The following is a 19,884-nucleotide window of genomic DNA, read 5'->3' on the forward strand; positions in this document are numbered from 1 at the left end:
TTTTTTCATTAATATGGTAATCATAGCGAGGATTGTCGGATATATATAAGCAAAACTACAGAAGCTATACATAACAGAAGCCAGGGAGGTTCCTTATGAAAATCGCAGGTGAAAAAATCATCACAGGAAAAGGTGCGACGCTGCACCTTATACCGACTAAAAAATATAAGACAATTAGCATAGCTGTAAAATTACAGGCGCCGCTAGAGCGTGAGACTATTACAGCAAGAGCGCTGCTTCCATATGTACTGCAGCAGGGTACAGCCAATTTATCTGATGCGCGTGCATTACGACTGAAACTCGATGACTTGTATGGTGCTATTCTGTCTATTTCAGGTACGAAAAAAGGGGAGAAGCATATCATCACGCTTCGTCTCGATGTTGCCAATGAGAATTACCTCAGTGACCGAACTCCTTTGTTTGAAAGAGCAGTAGATCTGTTGCGCGAGATCCTATTTGAGCCGAAAGCTGAAAACGGCGCTTTCACAGAGTCAATCGTTTCACGCGAAACACAAACGCTAAAACAAAAGATGGTGGCGTTGAAGGATGATAAGATGAGCTATGCAAATATGCGACTTATCGATGAGATGTGTAAAAGTGAACCGTACAGTCTTCATGTGCACGGGTATGAAGAGGAACTGGGAGACATGGACGGCAGCAAGCTATATGGTTTTTATGAGAAAATGCTGAAGCAGGATAAAATGGATATTTATATTCTTGGTGATGTAGATAGCGAACTAGCTGAAAAGGCGGTTCAGCCATTCCTAGAAAGAGATATTTCTCCACTTGAAGAACGTGCAGCATCTGTACATCGGGCTCCTGCTGATGTACAGGAAGTAATTGAAACACAGGATGTACAACAAGCCAAGCTCCACCTTGGTTATCGGACGAATATCCGTTACGATGATCCAGATTATGCAGCATTGCAAGTGTTTAATGGCTTATTCGGCGGCTTCCCGAGTTCGAAGCTTTTCCGGAATGTCAGAGAAAAACACAGCCTTGCCTATTATGCTGCTTCGCGCTTTGAGAGCCACAAAGGTCTATTATTCGTCTTCTCTGGTATCGATCCAAAAGATTATCAGAAAGCAAAGGAAATTATCGACGCTCAGCTTGCTTCCATGCAAGCAGGAGAATTCGAAGGAACTGAAGTTGAAGAAGTGAAGGATCTTATCGTGAGTCAAATCTTAGAGACAATCGACAATCCAGCAGGTCATATTGAAACGCTATACCAGCAGGTGATGGGAAATAAAAACATAACAATCGAGCAGATGCTTGATTCCATCAAACAAGTAACCACGGAAGATGTACTGCAAGTGGCTAAAAAAGTACAATTGGATACTGTGTATCTGCTGACGAATAAGGAGGCCGAGAAGAATGCATAAGAAACACTATGAACAATTACAAGAATCCATCTACGCAGAAACACTGCCGAACGGTTTAAAGGTGTTCTTGCAGCCGAAGCCGGAGATGGCGAAAACCTATGCGATCTTCTCAACGAATTATGGGTCAGTCGATCAGACTTTTGTGCCACTTGATGGCAAAGAGAAAATCACCGTACCAGAAGGCATTGCGCATTTTCTGGAGCATAAGCTTTTTGAAAAAGAGGATCGGGATGTGTTCCAGGATTTCACCAAACAAGGTGCATCAGCGAATGCTTTCACTTCTTTCACTCAAACAGCTTATCTGTTTTCTGCGACTTCTCATATTGAAGAGAATGTTACAACCTTACTTGATTTTGTACAGGACCCGTATTTTTCTGATAAATCGGTCGAGAAGGAAAAAGGCATTATCGCACAGGAAATTCGTATGTATGACGATCAGCCAGATTGGCGCTCCTTCTTTGGAACTATCCAAAGCCTATTCCAATCACACCCTGTAAGAATTGATATAGCAGGAACGGTGGAATCCATTCAGGAAATTACGAAGGAAGATCTTTACACTTGTTATAACACCTTTTACCATCCTTCGAACATGACCTTATTCGTGACAGGTAATATTGATGAAGAGAAGATGATTGAACTTATTCGCACAAATCAGGATAGCAAGAAATTCGCTCCGCCTGCTAAAATCGAGCGCTTCTTCCCTGAAGAGCCTGAAACAGTAGCAGAAAAGAAAAAACAAGTCCGTATGCCAGTCAGTGTGTCAAAATGTATGGTCGGGATCAAAGAGAACACAGATTATGCATCTCCAGAAGCATATCTGAAACAAGAATTGCTTACGGATATGGTACTGGATTATTATTTCTCTAAGAGCGGTGTCTACTATGAAGAACTATACAAAAATGATTTGATTGATGACAGCTTCGGTTTTGAAACAAGTCTGGAGAAAAACTTCGGTTTCTCGATCATTGGCGGTAATACGAAAGAGCCGGATCGCTTTGCGGATACAGTCAAAGGAATGCTGCAGCGAATGAAAGATCATACTGTTTCTGAGGCGGAAATGGAACGGATGAAGAAAAAAACAATCGGTCAGATGCTTAGAGCAATGAACAGCTTGGAATTCGTCTCCAATCGTTTCATCCAGTATCATCTTGCTGGAGTGGATCTGTTCGATATTGTACCAGCAATTGAAAAACTGACTGCCGCAGATGCGAATGACTTTCTAAAAGAATGGTTCAACGAGGATCGTTTGGCTGTCTGCCAGATCCTGCCGCAGGAGGCATAAACATGGGCAGAGTCATTTTCATTACGGGCGCAAGCGGAGCTATAGGCTCTGCTTGCGCCCGTCAGCTTGCCAGTGAAGGGCATCAGCTATTGCTTCATTACAATGAGAATGAACAAGCAATAGAAGCTCTTTGTCGTGATATATCGGAAAGTGTGCTTGGAACAATCAAGGCTGATTTGACGAACGAAGCTGGTTTGTCGGAGCTTCTCCGCTTTTTATCTTTCCCGATCGATCAATTTGTCTATGCTGGCGGTATGGCCCATTATGGCATGTTCCAGGATATGACGAACAAGGAGATGGATGACCTTCTTGCTGTTCATGTAAAGGCGCCATGGCGAATATGCCAGCATATTCTGCCGCCAATGGTTGCGCGCAGAAAGGGCGAAATCGTCATTGTCTCTTCGATTTGGGGAGAAAGAGGTGCAAGCTTTGAAGTCGCATATTCCAGCGTCAAAGCTGCTCAAATCGGATTTGTCAATGGATTGGCCAAGGAGATCGGAACGAGCGGTGTAAGAGTAAATGCTGTAACACCGGGAGCGATAGAAACCGGGATGAACAGCCATTTAAGTCAAGAAGAAAAAAATCTACTTACAGAAGATATTCCGATGAATCGATTCGGACATGTAAGCGAAGTTGCAGATGCGGTCAGTTACCTGTTAAGCGACAAATCTGCTTATGTGAACGGACATGCACTTCAAGTGAACGGCGGCTGGTAAAATTAAGTCATTCTTTTTTGAATAAGGAATCCCCTTCTGTCAAAAGCTATACTGCAAGCTAATGAAGGAGGAATACACCATGTCAGTTCTTGATAATTTCGATTCTTGGAAAGACTTCCTAGGTGATCGCCTACATCAGGCGCAAGGCAAAGGGATGGAGAATGAAACCGTCTCAGGCATTGCATACGAAATCGGTGATTATCTTGCGACGAAAGTCGATGCAAAGAACACAGAAGAGAAAATCCTTCGTGATCTTTGGACTGTCGCTTCTCAGGATGAGAAACAAGCTATCGCCAACATTATGGTAAAGCTTGTCCAAGACAATGGCCATACACGCTAAATAAGCGGCCAACTTCATTCAAACCTGCTTCTTTTTAAAGAAGCAGGTTTTCTTTATAGCTTCTCATAAGCCTGTTATGGCTTTTCTAATCTATTGTTTTCCTTTATAGTAAGAATAGGTTTTCGTTATATAAGACGCTATTTTCCTGTAAAGGGGCTTTTCTATGGAAACATTGGAATGGTACTTGGAATATGAAATCCAGCACAACCGGCCTGGATTGTTAGGGGACATCTCTTCTTTGCTCGGTATGTTATCCATCAACATCAAGACGATTAATGGAGTGGAGAACCAACGGCGCGGTATGCTGCTTTCGGCAGAAAAGGAATTACAGATCATCCGTCTCCATTCCATTCTGCGGACGATGGAACATGTACATATCACAAAGTCCAGGGAGCCGAAACTTCGGGATCGGCTTGCTGTCAGGCACGGAAGGTATATACATAGGGATGTGGATGATAAAAAGACATTCCGTTTTGTCCGGAGTGAAATCGGACTTCTGGTCGATTTCATGGCAGAATTGTTTAAACAGGAAGGCTCTAAGGTAATAGGAATACGTGGGATGCCTCGCGTCGGGAAAACAGAATCGATCGTCGCTGCCAGTGTCAGTGCCAATAAACGCTGGCTATTCGTCTCAAGCACCCTTCTGAAGCAAACAGCCAGGAACCAGCTGCTGCAGGATGAATACAATGAGGACAACCTCTTTATCATCGACGGAATTGTTTCAACTAGCCGCGCGAGTGAGCGTCATTGGGAGCTTGTACGCGAAGTGATGCGGCTCCCTGTAGCAAAGGTAATCGAACATCCAGATATATTTATCCGGGATACAGAGTTTACATTGGATCATTTCGATTATATTATTGAACTTCGGAATCATGATGATGAAAAGATCATCTATGAGCCGGAATTCAGACAGATTTAAGCAATATTAAAGATGGATGGTGGTATTTATGGACATTGGTGCAAAGCTCCGGGAGGCAAGAGAGTCCAAAGGAATGACTTTGGAGGACGTACAACAGCGCACCAAAATTCAGAAGCGTTATTTGAAGGCAATCGAAGAGAATAACCACAGCGTCATGCCTGGGGAATTCTACACACGTGCTTTCATCAAAGAATATGCGCAGACAGTAGGACTAAATCCGGATGAAGTGCTCGAACCGAAACAACAGCAGCAAGAAACACCGGCAGCTGTCCCGGTTCAGGAAGAGAGTGAGGCACCTTCCCGTCAGGAACGCAGTCGCGTTCGGGAAAATGACAGACCTCCTCGCAAGGAACGCAAAGGCATTCCTTATTTATCTTCTATCATCATTGGACTAATTGTATTGGCTGCCATTATTGTAGTCGTCTTCATTTACGCTGGTGGATCTAATAATAACAATGAAAATAATTCTGCCAATCAGCAGCAAAATGAAGATCAAGTAACCTCGCCGGAAAGTGAGCAGGAATCCGGTAAGGACACAGCTGATCAGTCTGCTGAATCTGAGGAGCAAGCAAATGAAGCTGCTGAAGAAGAGCAAGCACAGCAGGAAGAAGAGCAAACAGAACCTAAACTTTCTGTGGACGAAGAAGGAACTGCCAGCAATCCGGTTACAACATATACACTGGAGAACGCTGGTGATGAAGTAACATTGAAACTTTCTGCAGAAGATGGAGATGCATGGCTGCAAGTCGGTGATGGCAATAATGCTGGCAATGTTTATACTGGCACAATCGCTGACGGAAGTGAAGCTGTTGAGCAGGATGTAAGTGATTTGGAGACAGTCTCCATCAAGACAGGTTTTGCAAGAGCAACAAAACTGGAAATCAATGGTCAGGAACTAACATTTCCGATTGATAATGATGTTCAGACCATTAAAGTAAATATTAAGAAATAATGATACGAGTTAAACCCTTTACGTCTATGGAAAGGGTTTAACTTATGTTTGTACATACATAGGAGGCAGTCATGAATATACCTAATAAAATTACTTTATCACGAATTTTCCTGATCCCGATCTTCATCATCCTGTTGGCAGTTCCATTTGATTGGGGAACTCTCGATATCGGTGACACAACACTCCCAGTGAACCATTTAGCTGGGGCGATTTTATTCATCATTGCATCTTGTACCGACTGGGTGGATGGCTACTATGCCCGTAAATATAATCTAGTAACGAATCTTGGTAAATTCCTTGATCCGCTAGCTGATAAGCTACTTGTTTCAGCTGCGCTTATTTTACTGGTACAATTAGATTTAGCGCCGGCTTGGATTACGATCATCATCATCAGTCGTGAATTTGCTGTTACCGGTTTGCGTCTTGTTGCCGCGGGTGCAGGTCTGGTAATGGCAGCAGGTAAAATGGGTAAGCAGAAAACGGCGGTTCAGATTGTCGCTATCAGCGCATTGCTGCTGCACAATTGGCCATTTTCGTATCTCGGTTTCCCGTTTGCAACAATTTGCCTGTACCTTGCACTGATTCTAACGATCGTTTCCGGAGTCGACTACTTTGTAAGAAACTGGAGTGTCATGAAGGAGTCGAAATAAAATGAAGCAAATCAATGCAGAAGTGATAGCTGTAGGCACGGAAATTCTCATCGGTCAAATTAACAATACGAACGCACAATATATCTCCAAGCAGCTTGCTGATCATGGAATCAACGTATTCTATCATCATGTAGTAGGTGATAATCTTGCTCGTGTGCAATCGTCCTTCGCAAAAGCGCAGCGCGATGCAGACCTTGTACTTGTAACCGGCGGCCTCGGCCCGACTGAGGATGACCTGACAAGAGAAGCTTTTCAGCTCATATCCGGCCTTGAAATGCATGAAGACAAGGTTTCCATGGATCGGATCAAAGAGTTCTTCGTTAAACGAGGCCGCACGATGTCTCCGAACAACCATAAGCAAGCTCGTGTGTTTGACGGCGCAAAAGTGCTGGAGAATACAGTTGGTATGGCACCAGGCATGCTTGTAGAGCATGATGGTGTGGTGTGGGCGTTTATGCCGGGTGTCCCTCGTGAAATGAAGCAGATTATGTCAGATCATGTTCTGCCTCATGTGCGGGAGAAATACCAGCTTCAATCTGTTTTGCAGTCCCGCCTGCTTCATTTCATCGGAATTGGGGAATCACAGCTGGAAACGGACTTGCTTGATTTGATTCAGGTTCAGGAAAATCCAACAATCGCAACATATGCCTCTGAAGGTGAAGTTGCTGTAAGGCTTACTGCCCGTGCAGAATCGAAGGAAGAAGCAGACCGTTTGATTGATGTTGTTGAAAAAGAAGTGATGGAGCGCGTTGGTCAATACTTTTATGGCTATGATGAAACCTCTGTTCAGCAGCAAGTGTTCGAAATGCTAAAGAAACGGCAGTATACACTGGCCAGTGCAGAAAGCCTGACTGGCGGACTGTTCGCAGATGCCCTTGTTTCCTTAAGCGGCGCTTCCGAGGTCTTTCTTGGCAGCTTCGTTACGTATGCACCTAGTATGAAACAGCACGTGCTTGGTGTGAAGGAAGAAACAATCCAAAAGGAAGGCACTGTCAGTGAGCAATGTGCCATTGAGATGGCCGAGAATACGGTGCGCTTATCTGGTGCCGATATTGGTATCAGTTTCACCGGTGTTGCCGGCCCAGATAGTTCCGAAGGCAAAGAGCCCGGAACTGTCTTTATCAGCCTTCATGAAAAAGGCAAACAGACACGCACTACCGAGCTTTCCATTCGAAGCTCGCGTCAAGGCGTTCGGGCCCAAGCGGTGAAAAAAGGCTTCGATATGCTGTTCCATTATTTAAAATCATGATTTGACTATTGTTAGAAGCGAATAAATGCTCTTTTTGCCTGGATGAATTGTCTTTATCGGTGTGTTCGGGAGAAATAAAAAAAGGGAACATTTATTCGCTTTTTGCTTGTTATATCTCAAAAAACAAGTTAAAATAGAAATAGATAATCCAAAGGAGGAAATACATTTGAGTGAACGTAAACAAGCCCTTGATATGGCTTTGAGACAAATAGAGAAACAATTCGGTAAAGGTTCCATTATGAAACTAGGTGAAAGAGCAGAACAGAAGGTTTCTACTGTATCCAGCGGCTCTCTTGCCCTTGATATCGCGCTTGGTGTAGGAGGATATCCTAAAGGCCGTGTTATCGAGATTTATGGTCCGGAATCCTCTGGTAAGACAACTGTTGCCTTGCACGCAATTGCAGAAGCGCAGCGCAACGGCGGACAAGCAGCTTTCATTGATGCAGAGCACGCGCTTGATCCTGTTTATGCACAGAAGCTTGGCGTCAATATCGACGAGCTTTTACTTTCTCAGCCAGATACAGGAGAACAAGCATTGGAAATCGCCGAGGCGCTCGTGCGAAGCGGTGCGGTTGACATCGTTGTTATCGACTCTGTAGCTGCCCTTGTACCAAAAGCAGAGATCGAAGGGGAAATGGGAGATGCCCACGTTGGTTTGCAGGCTCGTCTAATGTCTCAGGCACTTCGTAAATTGTCCGGAGCAATAAACAAGTCTAAAACGACTGCTATCTTCATCAACCAGATCCGTGAGAAAGTCGGCGTTATGTTCGGTAACCCGGAAACAACACCTGGCGGCCGCGCACTTAAGTTCTATTCTTCTGTACGTTTGGAAGTACGCCGTGCAGAGACGCTTAAACAAGGTAATGACATGGTCGGTAACAAAACGAGAATTAAAGTAGTGAAAAATAAAGTTGCTCCGCCTTTCAAACAAGCGGAAGTTGATATTATGTACGGAGAAGGGATCTCCAGAGAAGGGGAACTCATCGATATCGCCAGCGACTTGGATATCGTTCAGAAAAGCGGAGCTTGGTACTCTTATAATGAGGAGCGTCTTGGTCAAGGACGTGAAAACGCGAAGCAGTTCTTGAAAGAGAATCCGGAAATTGCTACAACAATTCAAATAACTGTACGTGACCACTATAACCTCGATGCAGATAAGAAGCTACCAGAAGATGCGCAGTCAGAAGAACAGGAATCATTGGATATGTAAGACTAAGCCTTCGGTTACACCCGAGGGCTTTTTATATAGGCTAATCTGCTAGTACTTTCCATGTTTTCTTGACAACATGCGAACACAGGATTAAAATTAATTTGTATAATTTTATTTTTTATTATACTTCTCAAAGGTTACCATAGTTTTTTTATGAAAAACATTGTGCATGCCGACAGACATGTTTGTACAATTTTATAGCAGGGGAGGTGAAATCATGGAACTATTTTACCTAATCATCTCCATTTTGCTTGCTCTGATCGTCGGTGGTGTTGTTGGTTATCTTGTTCGCAAATCTATTGCTGAGAAAAAGATCTCCAGTGCGGAGGAATTGGCGAAGCAAATAGTAGAAGAAGGCCATCGCAATGCGGAAACGTCTAAGAAGGAAGCACTTCTCGAAGCGAAGGATGAGAACTTCCAGTTGCGTCAGCAGACGGAGCAGGAATTACGTGAGCGTCGTCTTGAACTGCAGAAACAGGAAAACCGTCTGATGCAGAAAGAAGAGAATCTGGACCGTAAAAGCGATACGCTTGATAAGCGTGAAATTACGTTAGAGAAAAAGGAACAATTATTAGCTGAAAAACAACAACAAATTGAAGAATTAGAAAGCAAAGTGGAAGTCTTGGTGAAAGAACAGCAGCTCGAATTGGAGCGGATTTCCGGCTATACGTCTGATGAAGCACGTCAAATCGTGCTAGACAAAGTCGAAAAGGAAGTTGCCTTCGATGCAGCTGTCATGATCAAAGATGCGGAACATCGTGCCAAGGATGAGGCCGATAAGAAAGCGAAGAGCATTCTTTCCCTTGCACTTCAGCGCTGCGCAGCCGATCACGTTGCGGAAACGACTGTATCAGTCGTGAACTTGCCGAATGACGAGATGAAAGGACGCATAATCGGACGGGAAGGCCGTAACATTCGTACGTTAGAAACGCTTACGGGAATTGATCTGATCATTGATGATACACCTGAAGCGGTCATCCTGTCCGGTTTTGATCCTGTCCGTCGTGAGATCGCAAGAATCGCACTCGAGAAACTTGTCCAAGATGGACGAATCCACCCAGCTCGTATTGAGGAAATGGTGGAGAAATCCAGACGTGAAGTGGATGAGTATATTCGCGAGATAGGTGAGGAGACGACTTTCGAAGTTGGGGTACACGGCTTGCATCCGGATCTTGTTAAGATACTGGGAAGATTGAAGTATCGCACAAGTTACGGCCAGAACGTATTGAAGCACTCGACAGAAGTCGCTTACCTAGCTGGTTTGCTTGCTGCTGAGCTTGGCGAGGACGTTACCTTGGCCAGACGTGCAGGGCTCCTGCATGATATCGGTAAAGCAATCGACCACGAAGTCGAAGGCAGCCACGTTGAAATCGGGAAAGAACTCGCAATGAAATACAAAGAGCATCCGGTCGTCATCAACAGTATCGCTTCCCACCATGGGGATGAGGAAGCAACATCGATTATTGCAGTGCTTGTCGCTGCAGCAGATGCCCTTTCCGCAGCCCGTCCGGGTGCGAGAAGTGAGACACTGGAAAACTACATCAAGCGTCTGGAGAAACTGGAGGAGATTTCAGAATCCTTCCAAGGCGTGGAAAAATCCTTCGCAATTCAGGCTGGACGTGAGATCCGTATCATGGTTAAACCGGATGAAATCAACGACTTGGAATCCATCAAGGTCGCACGTGATATCCGGAAACGCATTGAAAGCGAGTTGGATTATCCGGGACACATTAAAGTCACGGTCATCCGAGAAACACGCGCAGTTGAATATGCAAAATAAGAAAGCGGCCCTGTGCCGCTTTTTTTAATGTTAAACTATATCTACTACAAGTTGAGATGCAGAAAGGGATTTGATTATGAAGTTATTATTTATCGGAGATGTTGTCGGCGAGCCGGGACGTCAGATGGTACAGGAATATTTACCGCGTTTGAAGCAGCGCTATCAACCGCAGCTTACAATCATTAACGGAGAGAATAGCGCTGATGGTAAAGGAATTAATGAACGGATTTACAAGCAGTTCCTCGAATGGGGTGCACAAGCAATTACGATGGGCAACCATACATGGGATAAACGGGATATCTTTGAATTCATCGATGATGCCAAATACCTTGTCCGCCCATCGAATCTTCCTCCAGGTACACCTGGTAAGGGAATCATTTATGTGAAGGTAAATCAGTATGAAGTAGCGATCATCAATTTGTTGGCACGAACTTTCATGATGCCTGCGGATGATCCATTCCGGGAAGCTGACCGTCTCATCGAAGAGGCTCGTAAACGGACGAATTTGATTTTCATTGATTTTCACGGAGAAGCTACTAGCGAGAAGCAAGCTTTCGGTTGGTATGTCGATGGGCGTGTCAGTGCAGTTGTTGGCACTCACACACATACGCAGACAGCAGACGAACGGGTATTACCTTCAGGTACTGCATATATTTCGGACGCCGGTATGACCGGTCCGTATGAAGCTATCCTCGGAATGGAGCGGGAAGCAGTCATTAAAAGATTCCTTACCGGTCTCCCAGTACGTTTTGAAGTACCAAAAAAGGGTAAAGCACAATTAAATGGAGTAGTAATCGATCTGGATCCGCAAACGGGGAAGGCTTCTTCCATCAAACGCATCCTGATTAATGATGACCACCCGTATATGGATTGATCCTTGCTGCTCACCTACTAGGACTTTTGTTTACAGATATGAACCAGGACAGGTTGTATCACTTTTTTCAGACATCGCCCGAAATGGGCATATCTACTATCTTGCAGAAATATAGTAAAAAGGAAAGTAGTCCAGTAAACGAAGGAGGTACCAGTGGTGGATATACTAAAAGTTTCAGCGAAATCCAATCCAAACTCAGTAGCAGGCGCACTCGCGAACGTATTAAGGGAACGTGGCTCAGCGGAGATACAGGCAATCGGAGCAGGAGCACTCAATCAATCAGTGAAAGCTGTCGCCATCGCGCGTGGCTTTGTGGCACCGAGTGGTGTAGATTTAATTTGTATTCCGGCATTTACGGATATAATGATCGACAACGAAGAACGGACTGCCATTAAATTGATTATAGAACCAAGATAAGTCCCGCCAAAGGCGGGGCTTTTTTATTTCCAATACTTGGACACTTCAGTATGCATTGGTATAATGTAGAAAATAGTGAGCAATGAATGGGGGAGCAGGAACAAGTGAATGAGGAACAGCGTAAATCCGTGAGTTTGATAGCTGCAGAACAGACGAGAGAAGTTGAGAAGCCGCTTCATGAGAAAACCACAGCTGATTTCGCGAAATATTTTCAGACGACGTACCAGCCGCCGAATTTGAAGCAGGCAAAGAAACGACGCAAGGAAGATGTTCAGTTCCATTATGATTTCACGATTCCACCAGAAATGCAGGGAGCCGGTCACGGCAAGAAGTTCCTTATCCGTACATACGGCTGCCAAATGAATGAACATGATACAGAAGTGATGGCAGGATTGTTTATGGAGATGGGATATTCGCCGACAACAGAGACAAACGAGGCGGATGTGATTCTTCTCAATACTTGTGCCATTCGAGAAAATGCTGAGAATAAAGTTTTCGGAGAGATTGGTCATCTGAAACCATTGAAGCTGGAGAAGCCGGATTTAATTATCGGTGTATGCGGATGCATGTCACAGGAGGAAGCAGTAGTAAACCGGATATTGAAGAAGCATCCTCATATTGATTTGATTTTCGGGACACACAATATCCACCGACTTCCGCAGCTCTTGAAAGAAGCGCAATACAGCAAGGAAATGGTTCTGGAGGTATGGTCCAAGGAAGGCGATGTCATAGAGAATCTCCCAAAAGCACGAAAAGGCAAGATAAAGGCATGGGTCAATATCATGTATGGCTGTGATAAGTTCTGCACATATTGTATTGTCCCATACACGCGTGGTAAGGAACGAAGCCGGCGTCCAGAAGACATTATCCAGGAAGTGCGTCAACTGGCGGCTCAGGGGTATCAGGAGATTACACTGCTTGGGCAGAATGTAAATGCATACGGGAAGGATCTGCTTGATCTTGAATTTGGCCTTGGAGATCTGATGAATGAAATTAGAAAGATAGCAATACCGCGTGTGCGTTTCACGACTTCCCATCCAAGGGACTTTGATGATAAACTAATAGAGGTACTAGCCCAAGGCGGAAATCTTCTCGATCATATACATTTGCCTGTCCAATCAGGCAGCAGTGACATACTCCGGGTAATGGCTCGACGCTATACGAGGGAGGAATATCTGACTCTGGTAAAGAAAATCAGACGTTCTATCCCAAATGTGACACTTACGACGGATATCATAGTCGGTTTTCCGAATGAGACCGAGGAGCAGTTTCAGGAGACATTAACTCTTGTAGAGGAAGTCGGTTTCGAGGCAGCATTTACGTATATTTATTCTCCTCGTGACGGAACCCCTGCAGCCAAATGGGAGGATAATGTCCCTATGGAAGTGAAACGAGAGCGCCTGCAGCGATTGAATAGAGTGATAGATGAACACGCAGCCGCATCGATGCGTGCTTATGAAGGTAAGATCGTGCATGTGCTAGTCGAAGGGGATAGCAAACGGAACCCCGACGTGCTGGCCGGTTATACCGAAAAGAACAAGCTAGTCAATTTTCGCGGACCAAAATCGGTGGTCGGCAAGATTGTCCCGGTTCGGATAAAACAAGCGAAAACATGGTCGCTTGATGGTGAATTAGCAGAAACAACAGCGGAGGTACACATATAATGAATTATTCCACCGAAGATATTCTCAAGCAAGCGGAAGCTTTGGCTGATGACATGAGCAATCTGGATGAGATTGAACATTTTCATCAGTTGGAAGCAAAGCTTAACGAGAACAAAAAGGTGCAAACATATATCAATCAAATTAAAATGAAGCAAAAGCAGGCTGTCAATTTGCAGGCTTATGGCAAACGAGAAGCACAGCAGCAAATGGAAAAGGAAATCGACGAAATTCAAGAAAAGATTGACAGCATCCCTGTCGTCCAGGAATTCAAAGAATCCCAGGTTGTCACGAACCATATTCTGCAGAGCATTTCCCAAAACATCCAGCAGACAGTCTTTCAGGATGAGGAAACGGACAAATAAGTCCGTTTTTTTTTTGCTTAATTTCTTTAATGGCGCCAGTCGGTAAGTTTTCTATAACCTCTTTTTAGGCACATGCATAGAATGAAGGAGCGTCCAGTTGTGGTTAGAGAATGTATTTTTTCTGACACCATAGGTGAACACACCGCATAACATGACTATGTAAAAAGAGGAGGTTTTTGTAAGATGGGTTTTCTAGAGCAGAATTACCGTGAGATCATCACGAAAGCGGTCATTGGCCGTGGACGTAAATTTAGCAAGAATATCGATCATATCCGTCCGGAACACAAACCATCCAGCATCCTTGGCTGCTGGATCATCAACCACCGCTATCAAGCAAAAAAGAAAGGTGATAAAGGGGTTGAAGTAGTCGGTTCCTATGAAACCAACGTTTGGTATTCGTATAATGATAATACGAAAACGCACGTTGTTTCGGAGAAAGTCGAGTATAAGGAATTAGTCAAATTAAGCATCAAAGACGAGAACTGCCTTGATGACGAATTTGAGGTTTATGCGAAAGCAATCCAACAGCCGAACTGCCTGGAATGCAAGATCGTACAGCACGGACAGAAGATTTTCGTCGAAGTGGAGAAAGAATTCCTTGTTGAAGTTATCGGAGAAACGAAGCTTTGTGTGAAAGTAGATCCTGATGGCTGTGTAGTGGAAGATGTTGAAGAAGATTGGGATTATGAGCTGACTGAAGATGATTTTAAAGATGTAGATCCTGACTTTTTAGATAAAAAGGATGACGACGAAGACTGAACGAGAGCTAATGCTCTCGTTTTTTGTATTATTCAGAATGACACTGCAGAAGAAACAGAGAAAATACCTGTGTTATAATAGGACTAATTGTAATGAAACAGGGGAGTAGGAAAATGGCAGGTTACACACCGATGATGCAGCAATATTTAAGAATTAAAGCCGACTATAAGGATGCATTCCTTTTCTTCAGGCTTGGGGATTTCTATGAAATGTTCTTTGATGATGCACTAAAAGCGACGAAAGAATTGGAAATTACTTTAACAAGCAAGAATGCGGGTGTTGAGGAGAAAGTGCCGATGTGCGGTGTTCCGTATCATTCGGCTGATAATTATATAAGAACGCTAGTTTCGCGCGGCTACAAAGTGGCCATCTGTGAACAAGTGGAAGATCCGAAGACAGCCAAAGGGGTTGTAAAACGGGAAGTAGTCCAGCTGATCACACCGGGGACCGTCATGGAAAACGGTATGCTGGATGAGAAGGAGAATAATTACCTGGCAGCTGTTCATGAAAACAATGATCGTACATACAGTCTTGTTTATCATGACCTTTCAACGGGAGAAAATCGGGCTGCATTACTTGAAGGTGGATTTGATAGTCTTTTAAGCGAGCTATACAACCAGCCGGTGCGGGAAATCGTCATTAATGAAGAACTGGATCAGCAGTTGCAGGAAGCTCTACAGATTCGTCTTGGTGTGACATTATCCTACCAAGATAGCAGCAGCACGAGCGCATCACTGAAAAAACTTACTGGTGATGTGACAGATGTAAGATTGCTAGATTGCTTCAGCATGCTGTTAAACTATGTGGAAAGAACTCAAAAGCGAGGTTTGGACCATCTGAAGCCGCTTCAAGTGATGGAGCTTAAACACTTCATGACGCTGGATATGTATTCAAAGCGCAATTTAGAGCTTACAGAGACGATTCTGAAGAAGGGCAAGCATGGGAGCCTTCTATGGGTGCTTGATGACACAGTAACGGCAATGGGAGCACGGATGCTGAAGAAATGGCTGGAGCGTCCGCTGCTTCAGAAAGAAGCAATCACAAAACGCCAGGATTTAGTCCAAGCTTTTCTGGATCACTTCTTCGAACGTGATACTATCCGACAGCATTTACAATCTGTTTATGATATAGAAAGACTTTCCGGCCGGGTTGCTTTTGGTAATGTTAATGCAAGAGATCTTCTGCAGCTGAAACGGACACTTGAGAAACTGCCTGAATTGAAGCAGGTATTGTCGGGTTTCGCAGAAGAAGAAGTGCAGCGAATGGGCAAAGAGCTTAATCCACTGCCAGAACTGAGCGAATATCTCGAGAAAAGTCTGCATGAAGATGCGCCGATTGGTGTCCGTGATGGTGGCATCTTGAAGGATGGTTTCCATGAACAGCTTGATACGTATCGAGATGCTTCAAGAAACGGAAAACAGTGGATTGCTGCGCTGGAACAGCGTGAGCGTGAGGAGACTGGTATCAAATCGCTTAAAGTCGGCTTTAACAAAGTGTTCGGCTACTATATCGAGGTGACACGGGCGAATCTGCAGCTGCTTCCTGAAGGCAAATACGAGCGCAAACAAACGCTAAGCAATGCAGAGCGCTTCATCACGCCAGAATTGAAGGAAAAAGAAGCACTCATTTTGGAAGCGCAGGAAAAGAGCGTGGAACTTGAGTATAACTTGTTCATGGAAATCCGGGATCATGTTAAAACGTACATTCCAGCTCTTCAGCTGCTTGCAGATCAGATCAGCCAACTGGATGTGCTGCAAAGCTTCGCAGAAGTAAGTGAAAAGCAACGGTATACTCGTCCGACATTCAATATAGATCGGTCCGTGGCGATTACAGAAGGGCGTCATCCTGTTATTGAAAAAGTGATGAAAACAGGGCAGTTTGTACCAAATGATGTGCAGATGGGAAATGCATCTGATATCTTGCTAATCACCGGTCCGAACATGAGCGGTAAAAGTACGTATATGCGCCAAGTGGCATTGACAAGCATCATGGCGCAAATAGGATGTTTCGTGCCGTGTGAAGCTGCTGATCTGCCGTTGTTTGATCAAATTTTCACTCGGATCGGTGCAGCGGACGATCTTGTTTCCGGTCAGAGTACCTTTATGGTTGAAATGCTGGAGTCGAGACATGCATTGGAGCATGCCACTGACAGAAGTCTTATCTTGCTGGATGAGATCGGCAGAGGGACTAGCACATATGATGGAATGGCACTAGCACAAGCCATCATTGAATATGTTCATAACAATATCCATGCCAAGACATTATTCTCTACCCATTATCATGAGCTTACGAGTCTTGACGAGAACCTGGACAAACTCCGGAATGTCCACGTCCGAGCAGAAGAACATGATGGCAATGTTGTCTTCCTTCACCAAATCCGTGAAGGAGCGGCAGATGAAAGCTACGGCATTCACGTTGCAAAATTAGCTAAGCTGCCAGAGAGTCTTATTGAGCGTGCATCCCATATTCTCCATGAGCTGGAGGGACAGGGAGAAAAGCCATCTATATCCAAACCGACAATGCAAGAGCCGGATGACATTCAGCTATCGTTCTTCTCAGAGCCTGAACCAGAAAAGAAAAAAACGAAACAAGACAATAAAGCTGATAAAGTGATAGCGGAGCTTGCATCAATTAATCTGATGGAGCAAACACCGCTTGAAGCAATGAATCTACTATATAAATTACAGCAAATGGCTACGAAAAAGTAAGGAGGTTCCCATATGGCGATTCAATTGATGCCGGATGATTTAGCGAATAAGATTGCAGCAGGTGAAGTGGTCGAGCGACCGGCTTCGGTCGTCAAGGAACTGGTAGAAAACAGTATTGATGCCGGAAGTACAGTCATTAAGGTGGCGGTACAGGAAGCAGGGCTGACCGAAATCAAAATTGTCGACAATGGTGATGGCATGGAGCCGGATGATGTGGAACGGGCATTTTACCGCCACGCTACAAGCAAGATCCGTAATGAGCATGATTTGTTCCATGTCCGCACACTCGGATTTCGAGGGGAAGCATTAGCCAGTATTGCAGCGGTAAGCCAGTTGGAAATCAAGACGAGCACAGGCGAGAACGCTGGTGTGAAGCTTGTAATGGAAGGTGGTTCAATCAAAGAAAGAGGCAAATGCGATGCTCGTAAAGGAACCGAAATGACGGTGCGGCATTTATTCTTTAATACGCCGGCTCGGCTGAAATATATGAAAACGATTCATACCGAGCTTGGTCATGTATCAGAAGTGATTAACCGGCTTGCACTTGCTCACCCGGAAATACGTTTTGAACTGACTCATAATGACAAACCGATGTTCCAGTCATCTGGCCGAGGAGATATGCTTCAGATTGCTGCTCAGATTTACGGTAATTCGGTAGCAAAGAAAATGGTCAAAGCATCACACGAAACATTGGATTACAAGCTGGAAGTATTTGCGGCCAAACCAGAAATAAATCGAGCTTCCCGCCAGTATGTATCGTTTATCGTCAATGGCAGGTACATTCGAAATCCTGTCTTGGCGAAAGCAGTCATGCAGGCATACCATACACTTCTGCCTATTGGTAGATTTCCGCTCGCCGTCATAACTATCGAGATGGATCCTGTCCTAGTGGACGTCAATGTGCATCCAGCTAAGCTGGAAGTTCGTTTCAGCAAAGAAAAGGAATTATTTGATGCTGTAGAGCAGCTGGTCTCAAAAGCACTTCGCCAGCAGCGGCTCATTCCAGAAGCTGTCGCTCCTAAACAGAAGAAAATACAAGAAAAAAGTGAACAGCAAAGCTTCACTTTCTTTGAAAGTAAACCAGCTAAAGAACTGGAAGCAGAACCAGAACAGGAACAATGGTTCTTTGACAAGGTGAAAGAAACAGTCCCTCCGATCATACAGGAGCAGCAGCGGGAGCCGGAACCTGAGATAGTCATTGATTCATCTCCTGATTTAGTACAAGAACCTGAGTATGCTTCAACCGAGAGTAAAAGCGAGCCGGAATATGCGGTGCCGGCAATGTATCCGATCGGTCAGCATCATGGCACTTATATTCTTGCTGAAAATGAAGAAGGTCTTTTTCTCATCGATCAGCATGCTGCTCAGGAACGGATCAAATATGAGTATTACCGAGAAAAAATCGGAGAAGTGGAAAAGGAGCTGCAAGAGCTGCTCATTCCACTTACGTTTGATTTCACCCAGCAGGAATCATTGGTTGTCGAACAATATAAGACAGAGCTAGAGGCGGTTGGGTTGTTTTTTGAATCTTTTGGAGGCCATACGTATATCGTACGTTCTCATCCGCAATGGTTCCCGAAAGGTTTCGAAGAGGAAATAATTCGGGAAATCGTCGAACAAGTGATGCAGGAAAGTAAAGTGGATATTCGAAAATTGCGGGAAGAAGCAGCTATCATGATGTCTTGCAAGCGATCTATTAAAGCGAACCATCATCTAAATTATGACGATATGTTTCATCTATTGGAAGAGCTCCGTACATCACAAGATCCGTTCACCTGTCCGCATGGGCGGCCGATTATTATCCGTTTTACTTCCTATGAACTGGAGAAACTTTTCAAACGAGTACAATAGGCGCAGGCAACTGCGCCTTTTTTGCTTGTCTAGGTGTACACCGCTCCGTCAGACTTGGAGCCTGCTTATACTATCCTGTAACCTAAAAATTGACAGGGAGGAGAATTCGTATGGCGTTGTTCATCAAACCGACGACAGGCAGATTGACAAGCGGCTTTCGAGGAGCAAGATCGGATCATAATGGTGTTGACTGGGCCCAATCTGGTACAGTACGTATTGTTGCAGCAGCGGCAGGTACTATCAGCAGGTCATATGTATCTACATCATATGGAGAAGTTGTCTTTATTGTGCACCAGCTAAATGGTCAAACGTATGAAACGGTATACGCTCACATGCGGTCCAGATCCCGGCAAGTTCGTGTGGGTGATACTGTCAGACAGGGGCAATTCATCGGTTATATGGGCAGCACAGGTGATTCCACTGGTCAGCATCTGCATTTTGAATTGCACAAAGGCAGATGGAATGTTGAAAAATCCAATGCGGTCAACCCGCTCAATTATATCGGTTCAACAGCAAGCAGTGCGCAGCAAACTGCGAGTGTCAGATACCCAGGAAGCTATATCCGTACAGGGTCCCGAGGAGAAAATGTTCGCCGCATCCAACGGGCGCTGGGAGTAACAGCAGACGGAATATTTGGACCTAATACTAGGCAGGCAGTCATCAATTTTCAGCGAAACAACGGACTTGGTGTGGATGGCATAGTCGGCCAGGCTACTTGGAATAAATTGTTCTGATTTTGGGCATGCTGACAGCCAGAGGAGGCGTTAGT

18 protein-coding genes and 1 pseudogene are annotated in these 19,884 nt (G+C 44.6%); all 19 read left to right on the top strand.

Features of this window, described 5'->3' with window-relative positions; translation table 11 throughout:
• Positions 1-95: 95 nt before the first annotated feature.
• The 19 genes and pseudogenes from yfmF to CHH58_RS18565 all read left to right on the top strand — a co-directional run bounded on the left by yfmF (position 96) and on the right by CHH58_RS18565 (position 19,849).
• Positions 96-1,382, top strand: a complete 1,287-nt coding sequence (yfmF, locus tag CHH58_RS03085; protein ID WP_095234293.1) for an EF-P 5-aminopentanol modification-associated protein YfmF — start codon at positions 96-98, stop codon at positions 1,380-1,382.
• The gene (gene yfmH / locus CHH58_RS03090) at positions 1,375-2,664 is read left to right on the top strand and encodes an EF-P 5-aminopentanol modification-associated protein YfmH (RefSeq protein WP_095232644.1); all 1,290 of its coding nucleotides are present in this window, start codon (positions 1,375-1,377) and stop codon (positions 2,662-2,664) included. Before yfmF ends, yfmH begins: the two co-directional genes overlap by 8 nt.
• 2 nt (positions 2,665-2,666) lie before the next feature.
• Positions 2,667-3,380, top strand: a complete 714-nt coding sequence (gene ymfI, locus CHH58_RS03095; RefSeq protein ID WP_095261997.1) for an elongation factor P 5-aminopentanone reductase — start codon at positions 2,667-2,669, stop codon at positions 3,378-3,380.
• A 79-nt stretch (positions 3,381-3,459) separates the two neighbouring features.
• Positions 3,460-3,720, top strand: a complete 261-nt coding sequence (locus tag CHH58_RS03100; RefSeq protein ID WP_095217714.1) for a DUF3243 domain-containing protein — start codon at positions 3,460-3,462, stop codon at positions 3,718-3,720.
• A gap of 163 nt (positions 3,721-3,883) precedes the next feature.
• Positions 3,884-4,639: a DUF3388 domain-containing protein gene (locus CHH58_RS03105; RefSeq protein WP_095217715.1), complete on the top strand. Its 756-nt coding sequence runs from the start codon at positions 3,884-3,886 to the stop codon at positions 4,637-4,639.
• A gap of 28 nt (positions 4,640-4,667) precedes the next feature.
• A complete protein-coding gene (locus CHH58_RS03110; RefSeq protein WP_170937505.1) occupies positions 4,668-5,591 on the top strand; it encodes a helix-turn-helix domain-containing protein in 924 nt (307 codons plus the stop codon).
• A 71-nt stretch (positions 5,592-5,662) separates the two neighbouring features.
• Entirely contained in the window at positions 5,663-6,241 is a 579-nt protein-coding gene (gene pgsA / locus CHH58_RS03115) for a CDP-diacylglycerol--glycerol-3-phosphate 3-phosphatidyltransferase (RefSeq protein ID WP_095217717.1), read from the top strand.
• A gap of 1 nt (position 6,242) precedes the next feature.
• Complete coding sequence (locus tag CHH58_RS03120) at positions 6,243-7,490, top strand: competence/damage-inducible protein A (RefSeq protein WP_095261152.1); 1,248 nt, start codon at positions 6,243-6,245, stop codon at positions 7,488-7,490.
• Positions 7,491-7,656: 166 nt separating this feature from the next.
• On the top strand, positions 7,657-8,700 hold the full coding sequence (gene recA, locus CHH58_RS03125) for a recombinase RecA (protein ID WP_095230228.1): 1,044 nt from the start codon (positions 7,657-7,659) through the stop codon (positions 8,698-8,700).
• 217 nt (positions 8,701-8,917) lie between these two features.
• Complete coding sequence (gene rny / locus CHH58_RS03130) at positions 8,918-10,480, top strand: ribonuclease Y (RefSeq protein ID WP_038560395.1); 1,563 nt, start codon at positions 8,918-8,920, stop codon at positions 10,478-10,480.
• A 76-nt stretch (positions 10,481-10,556) separates the two neighbouring features.
• The gene (locus CHH58_RS03135) at positions 10,557-11,354 is read left to right on the top strand and encodes a TIGR00282 family metallophosphoesterase (RefSeq protein ID WP_095230230.1); all 798 of its coding nucleotides are present in this window, start codon (positions 10,557-10,559) and stop codon (positions 11,352-11,354) included.
• A gap of 156 nt (positions 11,355-11,510) precedes the next feature.
• A complete protein-coding gene (locus CHH58_RS03140; protein ID WP_038560399.1) occupies positions 11,511-11,771 on the top strand; it encodes a stage V sporulation protein S in 261 nt (86 codons plus the stop codon).
• A 104-nt stretch (positions 11,772-11,875) separates the two neighbouring features.
• Entirely contained in the window at positions 11,876-13,435 is a 1,560-nt protein-coding gene (miaB, locus tag CHH58_RS03145; RefSeq protein ID WP_095230390.1) for a tRNA (N6-isopentenyl adenosine(37)-C2)-methylthiotransferase MiaB, read from the top strand.
• Positions 13,435-13,797, top strand: coding sequence for a RicAFT regulatory complex protein RicA family protein (locus CHH58_RS03150; protein ID WP_095232649.1), 363 nt, complete (start codon positions 13,435-13,437; stop codon positions 13,795-13,797). Before miaB ends, CHH58_RS03150 begins: the two co-directional genes overlap by 1 nt.
• 183 nt (positions 13,798-13,980) lie before the next feature.
• Positions 13,981-14,556, top strand: coding sequence for an outer spore coat protein CotE (cotE, locus tag CHH58_RS03155; protein ID WP_095230234.1), 576 nt, complete (start codon positions 13,981-13,983; stop codon positions 14,554-14,556).
• Positions 14,557-14,669: 113 nt separating this feature from the next.
• A complete protein-coding gene (gene mutS / locus CHH58_RS03160; protein WP_095261999.1) occupies positions 14,670-17,264 on the top strand; it encodes a DNA mismatch repair protein MutS in 2,595 nt (864 codons plus the stop codon).
• Between the two features lie 12 nt (positions 17,265-17,276).
• Positions 17,277-19,115: a DNA mismatch repair endonuclease MutL gene (gene mutL / locus CHH58_RS03165; protein ID WP_095230238.1), complete on the top strand. Its 1,839-nt coding sequence runs from the start codon at positions 17,277-17,279 to the stop codon at positions 19,113-19,115.
• 110 nt (positions 19,116-19,225) lie between these two features.
• A pseudogene (locus CHH58_RS18560) lies at positions 19,226-19,621 on the top strand (M23 family metallopeptidase); the annotation flags it as partial.
• A 54-nt stretch (positions 19,622-19,675) separates the two neighbouring features.
• Positions 19,676-19,849, top strand: coding sequence for a peptidoglycan-binding domain-containing protein (locus CHH58_RS18565; protein WP_346426079.1), 174 nt, complete (start codon positions 19,676-19,678; stop codon positions 19,847-19,849).
• Positions 19,850-19,884: the final 35 nt, after the last annotated feature.

Origin of the sequence: Terribacillus saccharophilus, assembly GCF_002272745.1 — a bacterium.
GTDB lineage: Bacteria > Bacillota > Bacilli > Bacillales > Amphibacillaceae > Terribacillus > Terribacillus saccharophilus_B.

Coding starts and splice junctions, on each gene's coding strand:
- yfmF (WP_095234293.1), top strand. CDS start 96: ATGAAAATCGCAGGTGAAAAAATCATCACAGGAAAAGGTGCGACGCTG.
- yfmH (WP_095232644.1), top strand. CDS start 1,375: ATGCATAAGAAACACTATGAACAATTACAAGAATCCATCTACGCAGAA.
- ymfI (WP_095261997.1), top strand. CDS start 2,667: ATGGGCAGAGTCATTTTCATTACGGGCGCAAGCGGAGCTATAGGCTCT.
- CHH58_RS03100 (WP_095217714.1), top strand. CDS start 3,460: ATGTCAGTTCTTGATAATTTCGATTCTTGGAAAGACTTCCTAGGTGAT.
- CHH58_RS03105 (WP_095217715.1), top strand. CDS start 3,884: ATGGAAACATTGGAATGGTACTTGGAATATGAAATCCAGCACAACCGG.
- CHH58_RS03110 (WP_170937505.1), top strand. CDS start 4,668: ATGGACATTGGTGCAAAGCTCCGGGAGGCAAGAGAGTCCAAAGGAATG.
- pgsA (WP_095217717.1), top strand. CDS start 5,663: ATGAATATACCTAATAAAATTACTTTATCACGAATTTTCCTGATCCCG.
- CHH58_RS03120 (WP_095261152.1), top strand. CDS start 6,243: ATGAAGCAAATCAATGCAGAAGTGATAGCTGTAGGCACGGAAATTCTC.
- rny (WP_038560395.1), top strand. CDS start 8,918: ATGGAACTATTTTACCTAATCATCTCCATTTTGCTTGCTCTGATCGTC.
- CHH58_RS03135 (WP_095230230.1), top strand. CDS start 10,557: ATGAAGTTATTATTTATCGGAGATGTTGTCGGCGAGCCGGGACGTCAG.
- CHH58_RS03150 (WP_095232649.1), top strand. CDS start 13,435: ATGAATTATTCCACCGAAGATATTCTCAAGCAAGCGGAAGCTTTGGCT.
- cotE (WP_095230234.1), top strand. CDS start 13,981: ATGGGTTTTCTAGAGCAGAATTACCGTGAGATCATCACGAAAGCGGTC.
- mutS (WP_095261999.1), top strand. CDS start 14,670: ATGGCAGGTTACACACCGATGATGCAGCAATATTTAAGAATTAAAGCC.
- mutL (WP_095230238.1), top strand. CDS start 17,277: ATGGCGATTCAATTGATGCCGGATGATTTAGCGAATAAGATTGCAGCA.